20 protein-coding genes and 1 pseudogene are annotated in these 22,029 nt (G+C 53.3%); 17 read left to right on the forward strand and 4 right to left on the reverse strand.

Annotated elements, in window-relative coordinates; translation table 11 throughout:
• Positions 1-44: 44 nt before the first annotated feature.
• From FDW94_RS04015 to FDW94_RS04025, 3 genes are all read left to right on the forward strand, one after another.
• Complete coding sequence (locus FDW94_RS04015) at positions 45-599, forward strand: DUF1722 domain-containing protein (RefSeq protein WP_137377163.1); 555 nt, start codon at positions 45-47, stop codon at positions 597-599.
• Between the two features lie 18 nt (positions 600-617).
• Positions 618-2,036, forward strand: a complete 1,419-nt coding sequence (gene phrB, locus FDW94_RS04020) for a deoxyribodipyrimidine photo-lyase (RefSeq protein ID WP_137377164.1) — start codon at positions 618-620, stop codon at positions 2,034-2,036.
• Positions 2,037-2,198: 162 nt separating this feature from the next.
• Positions 2,199-3,113 (forward strand): Rpn family recombination-promoting nuclease/putative transposase, encoded by a 915-nt coding sequence (locus FDW94_RS04025; protein ID WP_137377165.1) that lies wholly within the window; start codon positions 2,199-2,201, stop codon positions 3,111-3,113.
• A gap of 45 nt (positions 3,114-3,158) precedes the next feature.
• On the opposite strand, the gene dtpD is transcribed toward FDW94_RS04025, so the two are convergent.
• On the reverse strand, positions 3,159-4,640 hold the full coding sequence (gene dtpD, locus FDW94_RS04030) for a dipeptide permease DtpD (protein ID WP_137377166.1): 1,482 nt from the start codon (positions 4,638-4,640) through the stop codon (positions 3,159-3,161).
• A gap of 289 nt (positions 4,641-4,929) precedes the next feature.
• Here dtpD and ybgI point away from each other — a divergent pair, with 289 nt between their 5' ends.
• From ybgI to nei, 8 genes are read left to right on the forward strand one after another with little or no spacing between them, the layout of a single operon-like run.
• Positions 4,930-5,673, forward strand: coding sequence for a radiation resistance protein YbgI (gene ybgI, locus FDW94_RS04035; protein ID WP_003831390.1), 744 nt, complete (start codon positions 4,930-4,932; stop codon positions 5,671-5,673).
• A gap of 15 nt (positions 5,674-5,688) precedes the next feature.
• Positions 5,689-6,345, forward strand: a complete 657-nt coding sequence (pxpB, locus tag FDW94_RS04040) for a 5-oxoprolinase subunit PxpB (protein WP_003831391.1) — start codon at positions 5,689-5,691, stop codon at positions 6,343-6,345.
• The gene (gene pxpC / locus FDW94_RS04045) at positions 6,339-7,271 is read left to right on the forward strand and encodes a 5-oxoprolinase subunit PxpC (RefSeq protein ID WP_057067723.1); all 933 of its coding nucleotides are present in this window, start codon (positions 6,339-6,341) and stop codon (positions 7,269-7,271) included. Before pxpB ends, pxpC begins: the two co-directional genes overlap by 7 nt.
• Entirely contained in the window at positions 7,261-7,995 is a 735-nt protein-coding gene (gene pxpA / locus FDW94_RS04050; protein ID WP_137377167.1) for a 5-oxoprolinase subunit PxpA, read from the forward strand. Before pxpC ends, pxpA begins: the two co-directional genes overlap by 11 nt.
• 55 nt (positions 7,996-8,050) lie before the next feature.
• Positions 8,051-8,773, forward strand: coding sequence for a DUF969 domain-containing protein (locus FDW94_RS04055; RefSeq protein ID WP_003831395.1), 723 nt, complete (start codon positions 8,051-8,053; stop codon positions 8,771-8,773).
• The gene (locus FDW94_RS04060; protein ID WP_032942722.1) at positions 8,770-9,765 is read left to right on the forward strand and encodes a DUF979 domain-containing protein; all 996 of its coding nucleotides are present in this window, start codon (positions 8,770-8,772) and stop codon (positions 9,763-9,765) included. Before FDW94_RS04055 ends, FDW94_RS04060 begins: the two co-directional genes overlap by 4 nt.
• Positions 9,766-9,774: 9 nt before the next feature.
• Entirely contained in the window at positions 9,775-10,419 is a 645-nt protein-coding gene (gene pcp / locus FDW94_RS04065; RefSeq protein ID WP_008784132.1) for a pyroglutamyl-peptidase I, read from the forward strand.
• A gap of 14 nt (positions 10,420-10,433) precedes the next feature.
• Positions 10,434-11,225, forward strand: coding sequence for an endonuclease VIII (nei, locus tag FDW94_RS04070; protein ID WP_060682568.1), 792 nt, complete (start codon positions 10,434-10,436; stop codon positions 11,223-11,225).
• Here nei and FDW94_RS04075 read toward each other — a convergent pair.
• From FDW94_RS04075 to FDW94_RS23600, 3 genes and pseudogenes are all read right to left on the reverse strand, one after another.
• Complete coding sequence (locus FDW94_RS04075) at positions 11,222-12,268, reverse strand: AbrB family transcriptional regulator (RefSeq protein WP_008784134.1); 1,047 nt, start codon at positions 12,266-12,268, stop codon at positions 11,222-11,224. The genes nei and FDW94_RS04075 overlap by 4 nt on opposite strands.
• A 175-nt stretch (positions 12,269-12,443) precedes the next feature.
• Positions 12,444-13,727, reverse strand: coding sequence for a citrate synthase (locus tag FDW94_RS04080; RefSeq protein ID WP_003831404.1), 1,284 nt, complete (start codon positions 13,725-13,727; stop codon positions 12,444-12,446).
• A 203-nt stretch (positions 13,728-13,930) separates the two neighbouring features.
• A pseudogene (locus tag FDW94_RS23600) lies at positions 13,931-14,041 on the reverse strand (hypothetical protein).
• Positions 14,042-14,424: 383 nt separating this feature from the next.
• Here FDW94_RS23600 and sdhC point away from each other — a divergent pair.
• The 6 genes from sdhC (at position 14,425) to odhB (ending at position 21,973) form a co-directional block, all read left to right on the forward strand.
• The gene (gene sdhC, locus FDW94_RS04085) at positions 14,425-14,829 is read left to right on the forward strand and encodes a succinate dehydrogenase cytochrome b556 subunit (protein WP_003831406.1); all 405 of its coding nucleotides are present in this window, start codon (positions 14,425-14,427) and stop codon (positions 14,827-14,829) included.
• Positions 14,823-15,170: a succinate dehydrogenase membrane anchor subunit gene (sdhD, locus tag FDW94_RS04090; RefSeq protein ID WP_003831408.1), complete on the forward strand. Its 348-nt coding sequence runs from the start codon at positions 14,823-14,825 to the stop codon at positions 15,168-15,170. Before sdhC ends, sdhD begins: the two co-directional genes overlap by 7 nt.
• Positions 15,170-16,936, forward strand: coding sequence for a succinate dehydrogenase flavoprotein subunit (sdhA, locus tag FDW94_RS04095; protein ID WP_003831409.1), 1,767 nt, complete (start codon positions 15,170-15,172; stop codon positions 16,934-16,936). The genes sdhD and sdhA overlap by 1 nt, the downstream gene beginning before the upstream one ends.
• A gap of 15 nt (positions 16,937-16,951) precedes the next feature.
• Complete coding sequence (sdhB, locus tag FDW94_RS04100; protein WP_003022921.1) at positions 16,952-17,668, forward strand: succinate dehydrogenase iron-sulfur subunit SdhB; 717 nt, start codon at positions 16,952-16,954, stop codon at positions 17,666-17,668.
• A 265-nt stretch (positions 17,669-17,933) separates the two neighbouring features.
• Complete coding sequence (gene sucA / locus FDW94_RS04105) at positions 17,934-20,735, forward strand: 2-oxoglutarate dehydrogenase E1 component (protein WP_137377168.1); 2,802 nt, start codon at positions 17,934-17,936, stop codon at positions 20,733-20,735.
• A 14-nt stretch (positions 20,736-20,749) separates the two neighbouring features.
• Positions 20,750-21,973: a 2-oxoglutarate dehydrogenase complex dihydrolipoyllysine-residue succinyltransferase gene (odhB, locus tag FDW94_RS04110; RefSeq protein WP_003022925.1), complete on the forward strand. Its 1,224-nt coding sequence runs from the start codon at positions 20,750-20,752 to the stop codon at positions 21,971-21,973.
• The last annotated feature ends 56 nt before the right edge of the window (positions 21,974-22,029 follow it).

The raw sequence follows: 22,029 nt of genomic DNA on the forward strand, positions 1-22,029 counted from the left end.
ACGCCGACGTCTACACTTATCTGAGTAACGGATAAGGAGTGGCGATGAGCACGAGAATTCCTGTTGGTATCCGCACCTGTCTGACCACAGAAGCGAGTGAGGCACCTCAGTTCGACGAAAATACATTAATACGTGTTTACGCTTTGCATGAATTGCACCGCCTGCGTCAGCGAAAATTAACGCGGGGCACATTAATTGACTATCATACCCGCTACAAACTGGTACTACTGGCGCATTCCCAGCCAGAGTATCGGGAGCTTGGCCCCTTCGTTGCCGCAATCCATGAATGGCAAGATCTCGATGCTTTTTTTACCGAGTATCGCCTACGATTGACCCATCTGTTATTAAATCCTGCTACCCGGCGTAACCATACCAATGTATTGATGCACGTACAGGGCTATTTCCGTAATCAGCTCGATCTGCATCAACGTCAGGAATTGACCTCGATAATCGATAACTATCGACGCGAGGCGCAGCCGCTACTTGTACCCTTAATGCTCCTCAAACACTATATGGCTGAGCACCCGAACACATGGTTGTCCGGGCAACGTTATTTTGAACTCTGGCCTGCGATTTGGCGTTTACAGGGCAATAATTAATTTTTATCAGGGAGTGTTATGACCACGCATCTGGTCTGGTTTCGGCGTGATTTACGCCTGCATGACAATCTCGCGCTGGCGGCGGCTTGTCGGGATCGTTCTGCACATGTACTCGCGCTCTATATCTCCACGCCTGAACAGTGGAAGGCGCATGATATGGCCCCACGTCAGGCGGCATTGGTTAATGCGCAGCTGAACGCGTTGCAAACGGCGCTGGCAGAAAAGGGCATCCCGCTTCTGTTTCATGAAGTTGCTGATTTTGCGACCAGTGTGGAAACCGTCAAAAACGTCTGCGTACAGCATGGCGTCAGTCGAATATTTTATAACTATCAATATGAAATAAACGAACGCCAGCGTGATGCTGCCGTTGAAAAGTCAATACCTCAGGTGGTGTGCGAAGGGTTTGACGACAGCGTGATCCTGCCTCCGGGGGCGGTCATAACCGGTAATCACGAGATGTATAAAGTCTTTACGCCGTTTAAAAATGCCTGGCTGAAGCGGATAAAAGACGGGATCCCAGAATGTGTCAGTGCGCCGAAGGTGAGAGAAAGCGGTGCTCTTGACTCTCCATTAACATCCATCACGCTGAGCTACCCGCAGCAGGATTTTGATTCGCAGCAATTTCCGGCAGAAGAAAAATTGGCCATCGCGCAATTACGCCATTTTTGCCAGCAGGCCGCCGGAGAATATGAACAACTGCGTGACTTTCCGGCGATTGATGGAACCAGTCGATTATCCGCGAGCCTGGCGACAGGAGGACTATCACCGCGCCAGTGCCTGAATCGACTGCTCGTGGAGCAGTCGCAGGCGCTTGAGGATGGGGCAGGCAGCGTTTGGTTGAATGAGCTTATTTGGCGCGAATTTTATCGTCATCTGATGACTTACCATCCGGCGCTGTGTCGGTATCAACCTTTTATTCGCTGGACCGATCGCGTGCAATGGCAGAATAATCCGACGCATTTGCAGGCCTGGAAAACAGGGTATACGGGCTACCCCATTGTGGATGCGGCCATGCGTCAGCTCAACGCCACGGGCTGGATGCATAATCGTTTACGCATGATTACCGCCAGTTTTTTAGTGAAAGACCTGCTGATCGACTGGCGTAAAGGCGAACAATATTTCATGTCGCAACTGATCGATGGCGACCTGGCGGCCAATAACGGCGGCTGGCAGTGGGCAGCCTCAACCGGAACCGACGCCGCACCGTATTTCCGTATCTTTAACCCCACGACGCAGGGCGAAAAATTCGACCGTGACGGTGAGTTTATCCGCCAGTGGGTGCCGGAACTGCGCGACGTGCCGGGTAAAGCCATTCATGAACCGTGGTCGTGGGCTGAAAAAGCGCAGGTAACACTGAGTTATCCTCGCCCGATTGTGGATCATAAACAGGCAAGGCTGGCGACGCTGGCGGCATATGAGGCGGCGCGTAAGGGATAAGCGCGCAGCGGGTTTCTGCGTAATACCTTCCAGCAGAATGAATATGTTGCAGTGGGGGGGCATTTAGCGCTGAAGCGTGTACGCAAGGCTGCTAATACCTTGATGAAGATGTTTTCCGCCAGCAGTAAAGTGCCGTCATCTTCATTCAGGTGACGGAATTTGATGACAACACCAACGACATCTACACCGCACGATGCGGTATTTAAAACGTTTTTACATCATCCAGAAACAGCTCGGGACTTCCTCGAAATTCATCTACCCGCAGATCTGCAAACGCTTTGCGATTTAAATACGCTGAAGCTGGAGTCAGAAAGCTTTATTGAAGCGGATTTACGTACCCGCTACTCCGACGTGCTCTGGTCTGTGCGTACGCACGATGGTGAAGGTTATGTATACGTGGTTATAGAACACCAGAGTTCAGCCGATCCGCATATGGCTTTTCGTCTGCTGCGTTACGCAATAGCGGCGATGCAGCGTCATTTGGATGCCGGGCACAAAGAACTGCCGATTGTGATACCCATGCTGTTTTATCATGGCTGTCGAAGTCCGTACCCGTACTCACTGTGCTGGCTTGATGCGTTTACCGATCCTGTAACGGCACGGCAACTTTATGCCAGCGCATTTCCATTGGTGGATATCACAGTGGTGCCCGATGACGAAATCATGGCTCACAGGCGAATGGCACTACTGGAACTAATGCAAAAACATATCCGTCAGCGGGATTTGATGGGGCTGGTAGATCAACTGGCCACGCTGTTACTTACAGGGTGCGCTAATGACACGCAACTACAGGCGATGTTTAATTACATCCTGCAATCCGGCGATGAATCTCGCTTTAATGAATTTATACAAGAGATGGCGCAACGGATCCCCCAACATAAGGAGAAGCTGATGACGATTGCCGAGCGGTTACGCTTAGATGGATTACAGGAAGGGTTGCAGCGAGGGTTGCAGCAAGGCAAACGAGAAGCCGCATTACGTATAGCGCAAACTATGTTGGAGCAGGGAATAGATCACAACATGGTGCTTCAGATTACAGGTCTTTCTGAAGAGGAGTTGACTGCCAGTCATGCGTAATTTCTGAAAAAGCCCGAATCAGATTACATCATCGGGCCCCTACACTCAGGATTCTACCGCTAGCAAACGGTTTCTGAACTTAAGCGACTGATACAGCCAAATCAGCAGCACCAGCACCACACAGGCCAGCGCGCCCCAGGTAATTTCACTAAAGACATCAATATAGGCATTGATGGAGTAGTTGATAGCACCCGCAGCGTCAAACGAGCCTTGGGAAGTCTGATCGGCGATAACACCAGCCAGATAATTGGCGATGGCACCGGAAAGCAGCATATAAATGCCGGTTAATACGCCGGTAACACCAGGGATCTCAATACGCGTAATTTGTGACATTGCCACCGGATCGATAAACAGTTCGGCAAAGCCCATGACCGCCAACCCAAGTACCATCAGCGGCATGGAAGAGTGGCCGTAAGCAGCGGACCAGCGAGCGCTCAAGGTTAGAATACAGAACCCAGCGCTCATTAAGCCGAGGCCAAGGGCAAATTTACCCCAGATACGTACGGTACGATTGCCACTCACGCTTTCTTTGACTACCCACGCCAGTACGATACCGCACAGCATCACGGCAAAAGCGTTAACCGACTGGAACATCGCGGTAGGGACGGAATACCCCAGAATATCGCGGTTAACGAAGCGGTCGATATACAGGCTGATCGAACTGCCGCCCTGTTGAGCAAAGGCCCAAAACAACAGGCTAAAGAAGGTCAGTGTGACGATAAGCCCCAGCTCTTTGCGCTGTTTCTGCGTCTGTGCCTGGCGATAAATCTTCGCCAGAACTGCCAGACCAATAATGGTGGCAACTATCAGTGCGTAAACGGACCACTCTTTCCAGAACAGCACGGTAATCAGCAGCGGTGCGGCAACCAACAAAACTAACAGCCAGGCCCAGTTTGGCAGAATAAAGGTTTTAGCACAGAGAACGGCCTTGTTGACGTCGGTGGTGTGGGCGAAATGGCGATTACCACATAAGAATATCACCAGCCCTGCCAGCATGCCGATGGCAGCCAGCGCAAAGCCCATCGCCCAGCTGTATTTTTCCTGCACGTAGCCACAGGCAATAGGGGCAATAATCGAACCTATGTTACCAGCAGCGTAAAGCAGAGAGAATCCACCGTCGCGACGCGGGTCTTCAGGTTGATACAACTCGCCCAACAGGCAACTGATATTTGATTTAAACAGACCGTAGCCGCAGACAATTATCGCCAGCGACAAATAGAGGAACGCCGGGGCCATTTCGCTGGCACCCAATACCAGATGTCCTACCGCCATTAAAAATGCGCCGATCATCACCGCCATTCGATTGCCGAGCACTTTATCGGCCAGGTATCCCCCGAGAATAGGGGTGACATAGACCAGCGAGCAGTAGGCGCTGAACAGTTCATATGCGTGATTATCGTCGTACTTAAGCTGGTTAGTGAGATACAGGATCAGCAGCGCACGCATGCCGTAAAAACTGAAGTATTCCCAGATTTGTAGCGCGACAACGTAGTATATCGCCCGTGGTTGAGATGCTTGTTTATTCATTATTTTCTCGAAGTAAATGCCTCGCGACTGGCTGAACGTGATGCGCGAGTGTGTTTCCTTAAAGTTGTAACTTTGATACAGATCTGATTATTTTTGCAATATGCTGTCTGATTGCATAAATATACATGAATTAGATCGCGTAGTGGTAAGCAAATCACGTTCAAAGCGGGTGTGATTGTTTCTTTATGTGTCAGTGAAATGGCTATCGACGAACGCAGGCGGGGACGCTATTTTAACCTAAGCTGTGTTGCTGATTGAGCAGGCAGAAATGATGACTACGAGGACGATGATGAAAAACACCGAACTGGAACAACTGATCAACGACAAACTAAACAGCGCCGCCATTAGCGATTATGCGCCGAATGGTTTGCAGGTTGAGGGCAAAGAGACGGTGCATAAAATCGTGACCGGTGTGACTGCAAGCCAGGCATTGCTGGACGAGGCGGTACGCCAGCAAGCGGATGCGGTTATTGTTCACCACGGCTATTTCTGGAAAGGCGAATCTCCGGTTATTCGCGGGATGAAGCGCAATCGTCTGAAAACGCTGTTAGAAAATGATATCAACCTGTATGGCTGGCACTTGCCGCTGGATGCACACCCGGAATTGGGGAATAACGCGCAGTTGGCCGCGCTGTTGGGAATCACCGTGATGGGGGAAATTGAACCGCTGGTGCCATGGGGAGAACTCTCCATGCCGGTTCCGGGACTGGAGCTGGCATCGTGGATTGAAGCGCGTTTAGGCCGTAAACCGTTATGGTGCGGTGATACCGGGCCGGAGAAAGTTCAGCGCGTTGCCTGGTGTACCGGGGGCGGTCAAAGTTTTATTGATAGCGCAGCCCGATTTGGTGTAGACGCCTTTATTACCGGTGAAGTCTCTGAGCAAACCATTCACTCAGCCCGCGAGCAGGGGCTGCATTTTTATGCTGCCGGTCACCATGCGACCGAACGCGGCGGCATTCGCGCATTAAGCGAATGGCTGAATGAAAATACCGATCTGGACGTAACCTTTATCGATATTCCTAATCCAGCGTAATAAAGAGGGATGAAAGTGCAGCGAGCGCGTTGTTATCTGTTAGGTGAAACGGCGGTGGTTCTTGAACTGGAGCCCCCCATCACGCTGGCGACTCAGAAACGCATCTGGCGTCTGGCTCAGCGTTTAGTTGACGCCCCGAATGTGCTTGAAGCTATTCCGGGAATGAACAATATCACGGTTACCCTGCGCGACCCGCAAACACTGGCGCTGGATGCGATTGAACGCCTGCAGCGCTGGTGGGAAGAGAGCGAAGCACTGGAGCCGGATTCACGCTTTATTGAAATACCTGTGACCTATGGTGGTGAGTTTGGCCCCGATCTGGCAGAGGTCGCCCGACACAGTGGATTAAGCGACAAGCAGGTCGTCGAACTTCATGCGTCAGTTGACTATGTGGTGTGGTTTATCGGTTTTCAGCCGGGATTTCCCTATCTCGGGAGCTTACCTGAACAGCTGCATACCCCCAGACGTGCGGAACCGCGTTTGCTTGTTCCGGCAGGTTCTGTCGGTATCGGTGGATCTCAAACGGGGATCTACCCGCTTGCAACACCCGGTGGATGGCAATTGATTGGGCGTACCTCCGTTTCGTTATTTGATCCAAAACGGGAGGAGCCGATTCTGTTACGGGCTGGCGATACTGTGCGTTTTGTCCCGCAGAAGGAGGGGATATGTTAAACATCATCCGCGCTGGCATGTATACCTCAGTACAGGACGGGGGACGCCATAGTTTTCGTCAATCCGGAATTAGTCACTGTGGCGCGCTGGATAAACCGGCGCTGAACGTGGCTAACCTGCTGGTGGGTAATGATGCGAATGCCGCAGCGCTGGAAATCACGCTGGGGCAACTGGTGGTGGAGTTTGAAGCCGATGGCTGGTTTGCCCTGACCGGTGCTGGATGCGAAGCGCATCTGGATCGAACTCCCGTATGGAGCGGATGGCGGTTACCGGTAAAAGCCGGGCAGCGTCTGACGCTAAAACGTCCTCTTCATGGCATGCGCAGTTATCTGGCGGTAGCGGGCGGTATCGATGTTCCCGAAGTGATGGGCTCGCGTAGTACCGATCTGAAAGTGGGCATTGGTGGGTTTGAAGGGCGTCTGCTGCGTGATGGCGATCGACTGGCGATTGGCATATCTACCCGGCAATTCAGCGGGCCACAAGGTGTAAAACAACTGATGTGGGGTAATCTCATTCGCGCACTGCCCGGCCCTGAATATCAGGAGTTTGATGAGGTATCGCAGGCCTCTTTCTGGCGCTCGCCGTGGCAGCTTAGCCCGCAAAGTAACCGTATGGGGTATCGTCTTCAGGGGCAGCCGCTGACGCGCACGACCGATCGCGAGCTGCTGTCGCATGGTTTGCTCCCCGGCGTGGTGCAGGTTCCGCATAATGGCCAGCCAATCGTGCTGATGAACGATGCTCAGACGACGGGTGGCTATCCGCGCATCGCCTGTATTATCGAGGCAGATATGTATCATCTGGCGCAGATCCCGCTCGGTCAGCCGATTCATTTTGTGCAGTGTTCGCTGGAGGAAGCGCTGAAGGCGCGGTACGACCAGCAGCGTTATCTGGAACAGTTAGCATGGCGACTTAACAATGAAAATTGATCTCAATGCAGACCTCGGTGAGGGATGTGCGAACGATGCAGCGTTGCTGCAATTGGTGTCATCGGCCAACATCGCCTGTGGGTTTCACGCCGGCGATGCGCAAACTATGCTCTCAAGCGTGCGTGATGCGTTAAAAAATGGTGTGGCGGTAGGCGCGCACCCCAGCTTTCCGGATCGGGAAAATTTTGGTCGTAGCGCCATGACCCTGCCTGCACAAACGGTGTATGCACAGACGCTGTATCAAATTGGCGCGCTGGCTGCCATCACGCGGGCAGAAGGTGGCGTGATGCGCCATGTCAAACCGCATGGCATGCTCTATAACCAGGCGGCGAAAGATCCTCAATTGGCCGATGCGATTGCGAAAGCGGTTCATGCCTGCGATCCGTCGCTGGTTCTGGTCGGGCTGGCGGGAAGCGAACTGATTCGCGCTGGAGAACACTATGGCTTGATAACGCGTCAGGAGGTTTTTGCCGATCGGGGTTATCAGGCCGATGGCAGTCTGGTACCTCGCAGCCAGCCGGGCGCACTGATTGAGGATGAAGAGCAGGCGCTGGCGCAAACGTTAGAAATGGTGCAATCCGGCAGAGTAAAAAGCCAAAGTGGAACATGGGCAAGCGTGACCGCCCAGACGGTATGCATTCATGGGGATGGCGAGCACGCACTCCCTTTTGCCCGTCGCTTGCGTAGCGCCTTTAATGCATGCAATATTGAAATTGGTGCATAAGATTTACCATACAAAACAACAATATATTACACAACAACATATACGGGAATGAATTATGGGAGAGGTAATTTCTCTCTGGCCATTGACGGGGATCGCCGTCATCGTGGTCGGATTTCTTTTACGTTTTAATCCGGTATTGGTGGTTATTATTGCCGGGATCGTCACGGGACTGGCGGCGCATATGCCGATCGCCACCATCCTCGAGAAGCTGGGTGAAGGTTTTCTTAACACCCGCAACCTGCCGTTTATCCTGCTGATCCCACTGGCGGTTATTGGCCTGCTGGAACGTCACGGACTCAAAGAGCGCGCTCAGGCGTGGATTGCGAAAATCCGCAGTGCCACCAGTGGCCGTCTGCTTATTGTCTATCTGTTCATTCGTGAAGCGACCGCTGCGTTAGGGTTGACCAGTCTGGGGGGGCATCCGCAGATGGTGCGCCCGCTGCTGGCGCCAATGGCGGAAGGGGCCGCCGAGAAAAATCACGGCGAGATACCCGGCGCGGTTCGCTATCGCCTGCGCGCAATGTCAGCGGCGACCGATAACGTCGGGCTGTTTTTCGGTGAAGATATCTTTGTTGCCTTCGGCGCGATCATATTCATGCACAACTTTATGCTGGAGTCTGGTGGGATCCAGACCGAACCGCTGCATATCGCCTTGTGGGGGATCCCGACGGCAATTTGTGCTTTCCTGATCCACGGCACGCGTTTGTGGCGTCTGGATAGCTATTTGCAACGTGAAGTGGCGAAAGCGAATGCCGCAGCGAAAGGGGAAGCGAAATGAATTTTCAACAAAGCTATCTCTACTGGCTGGCAGGTGCGGTATTACTGATTGTGGCGCTGATGTCCTGGCAGGACAAAGCAAACCCGCGCCGTTTCACCACAGGCCTGTTTTGGGGCATATATGGCGTACTGTTTCTGCTTGGTGACTGGACATACTCGCTGTTTGGCGATAAACGCGCAGTGCATATTGCCGTCGGCGTTGCGGTGGTCGTGCTGGCCCTGATCGCGGGTTTTGGCGGTGTGAAGCTGGGAAGCTACCATCAACGCACGCAGCAACAGCGCGAAGAAAGCGCCAGCCGCCTGGGCAACCGCCTGTTTTTCCCGGCATTAGCGATCCCGGTGGTAACGGTCATTGGCGTACTGATGTTCAACCATATTCCGGGCTTACAGGATGCGCTGTTCGGGCCGGGTAATCACGCCACGCTGGTAACGCTCTTTTCAATGACAGCGGGCTCGTTGATTGGTCTGGCGATGGCGATAAAAATGACCCATGAGCGGGTGCATCAACCGATTCAGGAGGCACGCCGTCTGCTGGACTCCATTGGCTGGGCGTTCATTCTGCCGCAGATTCTGGCTACGCTTGGGCTGCTGTTTACAGCGGCGGGTGTCGGTAGCGGCATTTCATACCTGACGCAGGAATATCTGGCGGTGGATAGTCGCTTTATCGCGGTGGCGGTGTACACCATCGGCATGGCATTGCTGACCATGGTTATGGGTAATGCGTTTGCTGCTTTCCCGATCGTGACCGCTGGGATTGGTATTCCAATCCTCGTACTGCAACACGGCGGCAACCCAGCGGTAATGGCGGCGATTGGTATGTTCTCCGGCTATTGTGGGACGCTGATGACGCCGATGGCGGCGAACTTTAATATTGTTCCTGCAGCGTTGCTGGAACTACCGGACAAAAATGCGGTGATTAAAGCGCAGGTGCCAACCGGCATACTGCTGCTGCTGGTCAACGTGTTCCTGATGTATTTCCTGATGTTCCTGTAAGGAGGAAGGATGAAAACAGTACTCATCACGGGATTTGAACCCTTTGGCGGCGAGTCAGTTAACCCTTCCTGGGAAGTGGTCTCGAGCCTCGACAATGCTATCATCGGCGGATGCCGCGTAATAGCCCGCCAACTACCGTGTGTCTTTGGCGAGTCTCTCGCTGTACTCAACGCCGCGATTGACGCGTTGTCGCCATCACTGGTGCTGGCGGTGGGGCAGGCGGGTGGTCGCACGGATATCACCGTGGAACGCGTGGCAATTAACGTTGACGATGCGCGTATTGCGGATAACCAGGGGCAACAGCCGGTCGATGTGCCGATTGTGGTCGATGGCCCGGCGGCATGGTTTAGTTCGTTGCCGATTAAAGCGATGGTTGTCGCCATGCGCAACGCGGGAATTCCGGCCTCGGTTTCCCAGACTGCGGGTACTTTCGTGTGTAACCACGTGATGTATGGCCTGCTGCATAAACTACGCGACGTACCGGCGGTGAAGGGCGGCTTTATTCATATCCCTTATTTGCCGCAACAGGCTGCACAGCATCCCGGGGCGCCAAGTATGGCGACAGAAACGGTGCGCCGTGCGCTGGAGATTGCGATTGCCACCGCCTTGCAGGTGGAAAGCGATATCGCAGTGACGGGCGGTGCAACACATTAACAAAGGACAGTATTATGCCTGAAGGCCCGGAGATCCGCCGCGCGGCGGATAACCTGGAGGCGGCAGTCAAAGGCAAACCCCTGACGGATGTCTGGTTTGCCTTTGAGCAGTTAAAACCGTATCAATCTCAACTGATTGGGCAACGTGTTACCCAGCTTGAAACGCGGGGGAAAGCATTACTGACCCATTTTTCTAATGGCCTGACGCTGTACAGTCACAATCAGCTCTATGGCGTGTGGCGAGTGGTGGACACCGGCAAAATCCCGCAAACTTCGCGGGTACTGCGCGTCAGGCTGCAGACACACGACAAAACTATCCTGCTCTATAGCGCGTCTGATATCGAAATGCTGACGCCAGAACAGCTCTCCACCCATCCGTTCCTGCAACGGGTAGGGCCGGATGTACTGGATTTACGTTTAACACCCGATGAGGTTAAAGCGCGTCTGTTATCTCCGCGTTTTCGCAATCGCCAGTTTTCTGGTCTGCTACTGGACCAGGCATTTCTGGCGGGATTAGGTAACTACCTGCGGGTAGAGATCCTTTGGCAGGTTGGGTTGACCGGGCAGCATAAAGCGTCGCAGCTTAGTGATGAGCAACTGGATCAACTGGCACATGCGCTGCTTGATATTCCGCGCCTGTCTTATACTACCCGCGGCCTGGTCGATGAGAATAAACATCACGGTGCGTTGTTTCGCTTCAAGGTCTTTCATCGGGATGGCGAAACCTGTGAGCGTTGTGGTGGAATAATCGAGAAAACGATGCTCTCTTCGCGCCCCTTTTACTGGTGTCCGGGTTGTCAGCACTAAGCGGGTTGTTTTGGTGCGTGCACCGAAATAAAACGCGCGACTGCGGGGCCAGTTAACAAAATGCTGAACAGTCGCAGGGTTTGCATCGCCATGATGAGCGCCATATCAGCGTGGCTTCCTGCGGCGATCACCGCAACAGAATCCACTCCTCCAGGACTCGTTGCCAGATAGGCAGTGAGAAAGTCGATCTGCATGTAATGCGCCAGTCCCCAGGCCATGGCTGCGCAGATCGCCATCAGTGAAAAAATAGACAACAGGATCTGTGGCAGTGGTCGTAATGCCATCAAAAAGATCTGCTTGTCAAAGCCAAGACCGATTTGCCAGCCAATTGACATGTAGGCTATAGCCAGTAGCCATTCCGGCAGTTCAATCACCATCACTCCGCTTGCATTCAGCATGGCACCCACCAGCATTGGCAATAGCATAACGCCAGAGGGAATACGCAGTAGGCGCCCAGCCGTGCCGGCAACGGCGGCCAGCATCAGAGTGCTGAAAAGATTGCCGCTTAGCGGCGGAAACCAGATGATTTGTTCACTGACCGTTTGGGCCTGGTCGCCCATCACCAGCCGGGTGACCAGCGCTGCCGCGCCGACCACCAACAGTACGCGCAGATACTGCATAAACGCCACCAGCCGGATGTCGGCGCCATAATCCTGGGCCATTGCGACCATTGCTGCTGCACCGCCTGGTGACGAGCCCCACGCACCAGTATTCCCCGGTAGATTACTATAGCGAACCAGCAGCCAGCCGATTATCGCGCTGCTGATAAGGGTTGCCAGCAGTATAACAATCACCATCGGCCAGTGGGCTGCAAGGGTTGTGAAGATTGAACCGGTCAGATTTTGGGCAATCATGCAGCCGAGAATCGCCTGTGCGCCAAGAAATGTGCAGCGAGGAGGATGCAGCGAGATGCCGCGCATACTGAAGATGATGCCGACGATCATCGAACCGAGCAGCAAGGGGCCTGGAAGATGGATAAACAGAAAGAGCAGGGAAAGAAGGAGCGATAGCACAAACAACAGGCTCCACTGCAAAACAGGCATCCCATGCTCCTGAGTAGAATGTGAGAAATCTCAGTAAATCATAGAGAAAGCACGATAAGAATAAAATAATGTGGATCAAATAAAAACAGGCCGGACATAGGCATCACTGCTTTATCCGGCCTGGGAGCGTTTATAACTTTAAGCCGGACAAGCGCTAGCGCCATCCGGCAGACAATTAACGCTTAATATCAGACTTAAAATCGCGCTTGTCGTAGCCGGTGTACAGCTGACGCGGACGCGCGATTTTCATGCCGTCGGTGTGCATTTCGTTCCAGTGTGCAATCCAGCCAACGGTACGTGCCATGGCGAAGATCACGGTGAACATGGAGGACGGAATGCCCATCGCTTTCAGGATGATGCCGGAGTAGAAGTCGACGTTCGGGTAGAGTTTCTTCTCAATGAAGTACGGGTCGTTGAGCGCAATGTGCTCAAGTTCCATCGCCACTTCCAGCAGATCATCTTTGGTACCCAGTTCTTTCAGCACTTCGTGGCAGGTTTCACGCATGACGGTAGCGCGCGGGTCATAGTTTTTATAAACACGGTGACCAAAGCCCATCAGGCGGAAGGAATCATTCTTGTCTTTCGCGCGGCGAACAAATTCCGGAATGTGTTTAACAGAGCTGATTTCTTCCAGCATTTTCAGCGCAGCTTCGTTTGCGCCGCCGTGTGCCGGTCCCCACAGGGAAGCAATACCGGCCGCGATGCAGGCAAACGGGTTAGCGCCAGAAGAGCCCGCGGTACGTACGGTAGAGGTTGAGGCGTTCTGTTCGTGGTCAGCGTGCAGGATTAAGATACGGTCCATTGCGCGTTCCAGAATCGGATTCACTTCGTATTTTTCGCACGGCGTAGAGAACATCATGTTCAGGAAGTTACCGGCGTAGGAGAGATCGTTACGTGGGTATACGAACGGCTGCCCGATGGAATATTTGTAGCACATCGCTGCCATGGTTGGCATTTTGGACAGCAGGCGGAAAGCGGCGATTTCACGGTGACGCGCGTTGTTTACGTCCAGCGAGTCATGATAGAACGCTGCCAGCGCTCCGGTTACACCGCACATAACGGCCATCGGGTGAGAGTCGCGGCGGAAACCGTGGAACAGACGGGTGATCTGCTCGTGGATCATGGTATGGCGAGTGACTGTGGTTTTGAACTCGTCGTACTCTTCCTGCGTCGGTTTTTCGCCGTACAGCAGGATATAACACACTTCCAGATAGTTGGACTCGGTCGCCAGTTGGTCAATCGGGAAGCCGCGATGCAGCAAAACACCTTCGTCACCGTCGATGAAAGTAATTTTGGATTCGCAGGATGCGGTAGAGGTGAAACCTGGGTCAAAAGTAAACATCCCTTTTGAGCCAAGGCTACGAATATCAATAACATCTTGACCGAGCGTACCTTTCAGCACATCCAGTTCAATAGCAGCGTCACCATTTAGAGTGAGTTTTGCTTTAGTATCAGCCATTTACGGTCTCCTTAGCGCCTTATTGCTTAAGACTGCCGGAACTTAAATTTGCCTTCGTGCATCAATAAACCGTTACCAGTTTGTTATTTGGCTCGCCGCTCTGCGAAAGAGGGGATGACCTGGGTACAGAGCTATGGGCGCTTGCAGGTAAAACGGTCTTTTCATGGCGAATAAACTGCAAATCAAGAACTTAGCAATCCGAATTATTTAACCTGTCTATCACTAATAACTGTCCTGAAGGTATTGGTCAATACTTCCACACTGTTACATAACTAAATCTCCGGTGAAAGAGTGACCCCATAACTTTTACGCATTATATGCTTTTTCTGGTGTCGTTTGTAACAACTTTGTTTAATGATTGTCAAATCAGATGATTAAAAATTAAAATAATGTTGTTATCGTGACCTATGTCACTGTTCGGGATAAAACCCGACAAACTATATGTAGGTTAATTGTAATGATTTTGTGAACGTCCTATACTGCCGCCAGGTCTCCGGAATACCCTGCAATCCCGAGCCAACCAGCGTTGTAACGTGTCGTTTTAGCATCTGGAAGCAGTGTTTTATATGACGCGTAGTTATAGTAAGGACGCTGTCTGACCCGCACGCAGACCGGAGGAAGGAAATCCCGTCGTCTTTCAGGCTACAGGTGTCTTCATCTTCTGTACCCGAAGTCTAAAGGGAATAATAAGAACAGCATGTGGGCGTTATTCATGATAAGAAATGTGAAAAAACAAAGACCTGTCAATCTGGATCTGCAAACGATCCGGTTCCCAATCACGGCGATAGCGTCCATTCTCCATCGCGTATCCGGAGTGATCACCTTCGTGGCGGTCGGGATTCTGTTGTGGTTATTGGGTACCAGCCTTTCCTCCCCTGAAGGTTTCCTCACCGCGTCATCCATTATGAATAACTTCTTTGTGGAGTTAATTCTGTGGGGGATCCTGATTGCGCTGGCATATCACGCCGTAATGGGCATTCGCCATCTGTTGATGGATTTTGGCTATATCGAAGAAACCCTCGAAGCAGGGACACGCTCCGCCAAAATTTGTTTCGTTATCATTGTCGTGCTTTCACTTCTCGCAGGAGTCCTCGTATGGTAAGCAACGCCTCCGCATTAGGACGCAACGGCGTACATGACTTCATTCTGGTCCGTGCTACCGCTATCGTTCTGACGTTATACATCATCTATATGGTCGGTTTCTTCGCCACCAGCGGCGAGCTGACGTATGAAGTCTGGACCGGTTTCTTCTCATCGGCATTCACCAAAGTCTTCACCCTGCTGGCACTTTTCTCCATCTTGATTCATGCCTGGATCGGCATGTGGCAGGTGTTGACCGACTACGTTAAACCTCTGGCTGTGCGCCTGATTCTGCAACTGGCTATCGTTGTTGCGCTGGTGGTTTACGTCATTTATGGATTTGTTGTGGTGTGGGGTGTGTAATGAAACTGCCAGTCAGAGAATTTGATGCTGTTGTGATTGGTGCCGGCGGCGCAGGTATGCGCGCGGCGCTGCAAATTTCCCAGAGCGGTCAGACCTGTGCGCTGCTCTCCAAAGTGTTCCCAACCCGTTCCCATACCGTATCCGCGCAGGGTGGCATCACCGTTGCGCTCGGTAATACCCATGAAGATAACTGGGAATGGCACATGTACGACACCGTTAAAGGGTCGGACTACATTGGTGACCAGGACGCTATTGAATATATGTGTAAAACCGGTCCGGAAGCGATTCTGGAGCTGGACCACATGGGGCTGCCGTTCTCTCGCCTCGACAATGGCACAATTTATCAACGTCCGTTTGGCGGCCAGTCGAAGAACTTCGGCGGCGAGCAGGCGGCTCGTACTGCGGCAGCGGCCGACCGTACCGGTCATGCGCTGTTGCACACGCTGTATCAGCAGAACCTGAAAAACCATACCACCATCTTCTCCGAGTGGTATGCGCTGGACCTGGTGAAAAACGCCGATGGCGCAGTTGTCGGTTGTACCGCGCTGTGTATCGAAACCGGTGAAGTGGTTTACTTCAAAGCCCGCGCGACTGTGCTGGCCACCGGCGGTGCTGGCCGTATTTATCAGTCCACTACTAATGCCCACATCAATACCGGTGACGGTGTTGGTATGGCTATCCGCGCTGGCGTGCCGGTGCAGGATATGGAGATGTGGCAGTTCCACCCAACCGGTATCGCCGGTGCAGGCGTTCTGGTAACAGAAGGCTGCCGTGGTGAAGGTGGCTACCTGCTGAACAAACACGGCGAGCGCTTCATGGAGCGTTATGCCCCGAATGCGAAAGACCTGGCGGGTCGTGACGTGGTGGCGCGTTCCATCATGATCGAAATTCGCGAAGGTCGCGGCTGCGACGGCCCGTGGGGTCCGCACGCCAAACTGAAACTCGACCACCTGGGTAAAGAAGTGCTGGAATCCCGTCTGCCGGGTATTCTCGAACTGTCCCGTACCTTTGCTCACGTTGACCCGGTCAAAGAGCCGATTCCGGTTATCCCAACCTGCCACTATATGATGGGCGGTATTCCGACCAAAGTAACTGGCCAGGCGTTGACCGTGAATGAGCAGGGCGAAGATGTGGTGATCCCTGGGCTGTTTGCCGTCGGCGAAATCGCCTGCGTATCGGTTCACGGCGCCAACCGTCTGGGCGGCAACTCGCTGCTGGACCTGGTAGTATTTGGTCGTGCGGTTGGTCTGCATCTGCAGGAATCCATCGCTGAGCAGGGTGACCTGCTGGATGCGACCGAAGATGAAATCGACGCTTCTCTGGCGCGTCTGAACCGCTGGAACGGTAACCGTAACGGTGAAGACCCGGTGGCGATTCGCAAAGCGCTGCAAGAATGTATGCAGCATAACTTCTCGGTATTCCGCGAAGGCGATGCGATGGCGAAAGGTCTGGAAGAGCTGAAAGCGATCCGCGAACGCCTGAAAAATGCCCGTCTGGACGATACCTCCAGCGAGTTCAACACCCAGCGCGTTGAGTGTCTGGAGTTGGATAACCTGATGGAGACCGCGTACGCCACTGCAGTATCTGCAAACTTCCGTACCGAAAGCCGTGGCGCGCATAGCCGCTTCGACTTCCCGGAACGTGATGATGAAAACTGGCTGTGCCATTCCCTGTACCTGCCAGAGTCGGAATCCATGACGCGACGTCAAGTCAATATGGAACCGAAGCTGCGCCCGGCATTCCCGCCGAAGATTCGTACTTATTAATGCGGAGACAGGACAATGAAACTCGAGTTTTCAGTTTATCGCTATAACCCGGATGTTGACGACGCTCCGCGCATGCAGGATTACACCCTGGAGGCGGAAGAAGGGCGCGACATGATGCTGCTGGATGCATTGATGCAGCTGAAAGAAAAAGATCCGTCGCTGTCGTTTCGTCGCTCCTGCCGTGAAGGGGTTTGTGGCTCCGACGGTCTGAACATGAACGGCAAAAATGGACTGGCCTGTATCACTCCTATTTCTGCGCTGAATCAGCCGGGCAAAAAAATTGTCATTCGCCCGCTGCCGGGTTTACCGGTTGTGCGCGATTTGGTGGTAGACATGGGGCAATTCTACGCACAGTATGAGAAGATTAAGCCTTACTTGTTGAATAATGGGAAAAATCCGCCAGCTCGTGAGCATTTACAAATGCCAGAGCAGCGTGAGAAGCTCGATGGGCTGTATGAATGTATTTTGTGTGCATGCTGCTCAACGTCCTGCCCATCATTCTGGTGGAACCCGGACAAATTTATTGGCCCGGCAGGCCTGCTGGCAGCGTATCGCTTCTTAATTGATAGCCGCGATACCGAGACCGACAGCCGCCTGGAAGGTTTAAGTGACGCTTTCAGCGTATTCCGCTGCCATAGCATCATGAACTGCGTCAGCGTATGTCCGAAAGGACTGAACCCGACGCGCGCCATCGGCCATATTAAGTCGATGCTGCTCAAACGTAGTGCGTAAGTAGTTGTAGTGGTTGCCGGATGGCGACGTAGCGTCTTATCCGGCCTACGGGTTACGTACCTTGTAGGCCTGATTAGCGAAGCGCCATCAGGCAATTTAAGTGCAGGAAACCTCTAAAAACTGCCACATTATTAGACAGTTTTTAAAGGTTCCTTAGCGGACGCAGATGACACGACAGTCCGCAACAAGTGAACCCCGGCACGCACATCGGTGTGCGTGGTAGTATCCACGGCGAAGTAAGCATACAAATGCTTAAGGGATCACGATGCAGAACAGCGCTTTGAAAGCCTGGTTGGACTCTTCTTACCTCTCTGGTTCTAACCAGAGCTGGATAGAACAGCTCTATGAAGACTTCTTAACCGACCCTGACTCGGTAGATGCTAACTGGCGTTCGACGTTCCAGCAGTTACCTGGTACCGGAGTCAAACCGGATCAACTTCACTCAAAAACACGTGATTATTTCCGTCGACAGGCGTTGATTACCCCACGTTACTCTTCTTCTATTTCCGACCCTGATGCCAATGTGAAGCAGGTTAAAGTCCTGCAGCTCATTAACGCCTATCGTTTCCGCGGTCATCAGCATGCGAATCTTGATCCGCTGGGACTGTGGCAGCAAGAAAATGTGGCCGATCTGGACCCGTCTTTCCACGATCTGACCGATGCGGATTTCCAGGAAAGCTTTAACGTAGGTTCTTTTGCCGGCGGCAAAGACACGATGAAGCTGAGCGACCTGGTTGTTGCGCTGAAACAAACCTACTGCGGCTCAATTGGCGCCGAGTATATGCACATCACCAGCACTGAAGAAAAACGTTGGCTTCAGCAGCGTATCGAGTCTGGCCGTGCCGCATTCAGTAGCGAAGAGAAGAAACGTTTCCTCAGTGAACTGACCGCAGCAGAAGGTCTGGAACGCTACCTGGGCGCTAAGTTCCCGGGCGCGAAACGCTTCTCGCTGGAAGGCGGCGATGCGTTAATCCCAATGCTCAAAGAGATGATCCGCCACGCCGGTAACAGCGGTACCCGTGAAGTGGTGCTGGGCATGGCGCACCGTGGTCGTCTGAACGTTCTGGTTAACGTACTGGGCAAACGCCCGCAGGAACTGTTCGACGAATTTGCGGGCAAACATAAAGAACACCTCGGCACCGGTGACGTGAAGTACCACATGGGCTTCTCATCAGATATCGAAACCGAAGGCGGTCTGGTGCACCTGGCGCTGGCGTTTAACCCGTCGCACCTGGAAATCGTTAGCCCGGTGGTTATCGGTTCCGTACGTGCGCGTCTGGATCGTCTGGACGAGCCGAGCAGCAATAAAGTCCTGCCAATCACCATTCACGGTGATGCGGCAGTTACCGGGCAGGGCGTGGTTCAGGAAACCCTGAACATGTCGAAAGCGCGTGGTTACGAAGTGGGCGGTACCGTTCGCATCGTTATCAACAACCAGGTGGGCTTCACTACGTCTAACCCGCTGGATGCGCGTTCTACACCGTACTGTACCGACATCGGTAAGATGGTTCAGGCGCCGATTTTCCACGTGAACGCGGATGACCCGGAAGCGGTCGCTTTCGTGACCCGCCTGGCGCTGGATTTCCGTAATACCTTTAAACGCGATGTCTTTATCGATCTGGTGTGCTACCGCCGTCACGGCCACAACGAAGCCGACGAGCCGAGCGCAACCCAGCCGCTGATGTATCAGAAAATCAAAAAGCATCCGACCCCGCGCAAAATCTACGCTGATAAGCTGGAAGCGGACAAGGTCGCCACGCTGGAAGATGCGACCGAGATGGTCAATCTGTACCGTGACGCGCTGGATGCTGGCGAATGCGTAGTGAAAGAGTGGCGTCCAATGAACATGCACTCCTTCACCTGGTCGCCGTACCTCAACCACGAATGGGATGAAAACTACCCGAACAAAGTTGAGATGAAGCGTCTGCAGGAGCTGGCAAAACGCATCAGCACTGTACCTGAAGCGGTTGAAATGCAGTCGCGTGTTGCCAAGATTTACGGCGACCGTCAGGCCATGGCCGCAGGCGAGAAGCTGTTTGACTGGGGTGGTGCAGAGAATCTGGCTTACGCCACGCTGGTTGACGAAGGCATTCCGGTCCGTCTGTCGGGTGAAGACTCCGGTCGCGGAACCTTCTTCCACCGTCACGCGGTGATTCATAACCAGGCGAACGGTTCAACCTACACTCCGCTGCAGCATGTGCATAACGGACAGGGCACCTTCCGCGTATGGGACTCCGTGCTGTCTGAAGAAGCCGTGCTGGCGTTCGAGTACGGTTATGCCACAGCAGAACCGCGCACGCTAACCATCTGGGAAGCACAGTTCGGTGACTTCGCTAACGGTGCACAGGTCGTTATCGACCAGTTCATCTCTTCCGGCGAGCAGAAATGGGGCCGTATGTGTGGTCTGGTTATGCTGCTGCCGCACGGCTATGAAGGTCAGGGTCCGGAGCACTCCTCCGCGCGTCTGGAACGTTATCTGCAACTTTGCGCTGAGCAAAACATGCAGGTTTGCGTCCCGTCTACCCCGGCGCAGGTTTACCACATGCTGCGTCGTCAGGCGCTGCGCGGTATGCGTCGTCCGCTGGTGGTGATGTCACCGAAGTCGCTGCTGCGTCATCCGCTGGCGGTGTCTACGCTGGACGAACTGGCAAATGGTACTTTCCTGCCAGCCATTGGCGAAGTAGATGAACTTGATCCTAAAGGCGTGAAGCGTGTCGTGATGTGTTCTGGTAAGGTTTATTACGACCTGCTGGAGCAACGCCGCAAGAACGACCAAAAAGATGTCGCCATTGTGCGCATCGAACAGCTCTATCCGTTCCCGCATAAAGCGGTGCAGGAAGCGCTGAAACCATTTGCTCACGTACATGATTTTGTCTGGTGCCAGGAAGAGCCGCTCAACCAGGGCGCATGGTACTGCAGCCAGCATCATTTCCGTGAAGTAATTCCATTTGGGTCAGCTCTGCGTTATGCAGGTCGCCCGGCCTCTGCCTCTCCGGCAGTAGGGTATATGTCCGTTCACCAGAAGCAGCAACAAGATCTGGTAAATGACGCGCTGAACGTCGATTAAATAAAGGATAAATAATGAGTAGCGTAGATATTCTTGTTCCCGACCTGCCTGAATCCGTAGCGGATGCAACGGTTGCAACCTGGCACAAAAAACCGGGCGATGCAGTACGTCGTGATGAAGTACTGGTAGAAATCGAAACTGACAAAGTGGTACTGGAAGTACCGGCATCAGCGGACGGTATTCTTGATGCGGTTCTGGAAGATGAAGGGACAACCGTCACTTCTCGCCAGATCCTCGGTCGCCTGCGTGAAGGCAACAGCACCGGTAAAGAAACCAGTGCTAAGTCTGAAGAGAAAGATTCTACTCCGGCACAGCGCCAGCAGGCGTCTCTTGCTGAGCAGAACAACGATGCCCTGAGCCCGGCGATCCGTCGCCTGCTGGGTGAGCATAACCTCGAAGCCAGCGCTATCAACGGCACCGGTGTCGGCGGTCGTATCACCCGTGAAGATGTTGAAAAACATCTGGCGAAAGCTCCGGCTGCGAAAGCCGAAGCAAAAGCGCCGGCTGCAGCACCTGCACCGCAGGCTCAACTGGGCGCGCGTGGCGAAAAACGTGTTCCGATGACCCGTCTGCGCAAACGCGTAGCCGAGCGTCTGCTGGAAGCGAAAAATTCTACCGCCATGCTGACCACGTTCAACGAAGTCAACATGAAGCCAATCATGGACCTGCGTAAGCAATACGGGGATGCGTTCGAGAAACGCCACGGTATCCGTCTGGGCTTTATGTCTTTCTACGTGAAAGCGGTTGTTGAAGCGCTGAAACGCTATCCGGAAGTGAACGCGTCCATCGACGGCGATGACGTGGTTTACCACAACTACTTTGATGTCAGCATGGCGGTCTCCACGCCGCGTGGCCTGGTCACGCCGGTCCTGCGTGATGTGGATCTGCTGGGTATGGCTGACATTGAGAAGAATATTAAAGAACTGGCAGTTAAAGGTCGCGACGGCAAGTTGACGGTCGAAGATCTGACGGGTGGTAACTTCACCATCACTAACGGTGGTGTGTTCGGTTCCCTGATGTCCACGCCGATCATCAACCCACCGCAGAGCGCCATCCTGGGTATGCATGCCATCAAAGATCGTCCGATGGCGGTAGACGGCAAGGTTGAAATCCTGCCGATGATGTATCTGGCGCTGTCTTATGACCACCGTCTGATCGATGGTCGTGAGTCAGTAGGCTTCCTGGTAACCATTAAAGAGTTGCTGGAAGATCCAACGCGTCTGCTGCTGGACGTGTAGTTAATAAGAGTATCACCTGCCCCGTAGGTCTGGACGCTTATCAGACCTACGGGTAA

This window comes from Citrobacter sp. wls757, from assembly GCF_005280935.1.
GTDB lineage: Bacteria > Pseudomonadota > Gammaproteobacteria > Enterobacterales > Enterobacteriaceae > Citrobacter > Citrobacter portucalensis.